Here is a 1,333-nt window from a genome sequence, read left to right as displayed (position 1 = left end):
CGCCGACGGCGCCGGTGAACTCGCCGCCGCACTCGAGGCGGAGGGCGCCCGGGTCACCGTCGCCGCCTGCGACGTGTCGGACCGCGCCGCCCTCGACCGGCTGCTCGCCGAGGTGCCCGCCGACCGGCCGCTGCGCGCCGTGATCCACGCGGCGGGCGTCCTGGACGACGGAACGATCGGCTCCCTCACACCCGAGCGGCTCGCCGCCGTGCTGCGGCCCAAGGTGGACGCCGCCTGGCACCTGCACGAGGCCACCGCGGACCTTCCGCTCGACGCCTTCGTGCTGTTCTCCTCGGTGGCCGGCACGCTCGGCAACGCGGGCCAGGCCAACTACGCGGCGGGCAACGCCTTCCTGGACGCCCTCGCCCGGCACCGCCGGAACCAGGGCCTGCCGGCCCTGTCCCTCGGCTGGGGCCCCTGGACCAGGGGCAGCGGCATGACCGGCGAGCTCGGCGAGGCCGACATCGCGCGGATGACCAGGGCGGGCATGCCTCCGATGCCGCCGGAGCGGGGCCTGGCCCTGTTCGACGCGCTCCGCACCGCCGGCACGGGAGCCGCGGTCCTGCCCGTGCGGCTGGACCTGGGGACCCTGCGGTCCCTCGGCGAGATCCCGCCGCTGTTCCGGTCGCTGATCCGGGTGACCTCCCGCCGTACGGTCGCGGCGGCGGGGGCGACGGCCGCCGCCGCGGACCTCACCCGGCGGCTGTCCGCACTCACCCCGGCGGAGGGCCGGGAGACACTGCTGGAGCTGGTGCGCGGTCAGATCGCCGTCGTCCTCGGCCACCTGGACCCGGCCGACGTCGAACCGGACCGGCCCTTCCAGGACCTCGGCTTCGACTCGCTGACCTCCGTCGAACTGCGCAACCGGCTCGGCGCGCTCACCGGCGCCCGACTCCCGGCCACCCTCCTGTTCGACTACCCCACGCCCGGCGAACTCGTCGCCCACCTGTACGCGCGCGTCGCCCCGTCCCCGGCCGGCGGACCGGGGGCGGTCCTGGCGGAGCTGGACAGGCTGGAGAGGAGCATTTCGGGCATCGACGTGGACGCCGACCTCTTCGCACAGGTCGCGAGCCGGCTGGAGGTGCTGCGCAGCAAGTGGCAGTCGCTGCGCACGGAGGCGTCCGGTGAGGAGGACGACGCGTTCGACTTCGACTCCGCCACGGACGAGGAGGTCTTCGACATGCTCGACAACGAACTCGGCCTCTCCTAACGACGTACCGGCCGGGCGAAGCCCCGGCGCCACCGATGCCGCCCTCCCCGCCTCAGGCGGGGAGGGCGGCATCGCTTCGGGGGGAGGCGTCCCCGGACGAGGTGGCCGGTGGACCGCTTCACG

Annotated in this window: 1 protein-coding gene; it reads left to right on the top strand. The window is 75.3% G+C overall.

The features are described 5' to 3' along the window. On the top strand, positions 1-1,210 hold a 1,210-nt coding region (locus B7767_RS13195), incomplete at its 5' end, for a beta-ketoacyl reductase (protein WP_143652407.1). Positions 1,211-1,333 lie beyond the last annotated feature (123 nt).

The organism is Streptomyces sp. 13-12-16 (genome assembly GCF_002114215.1).
Taxonomy (GTDB): Bacteria; Actinomycetota; Actinomycetes; order Streptomycetales; family Streptomycetaceae; genus Streptomyces.
This window is presented reverse-complemented; position numbering and strand designations above follow the sequence as displayed.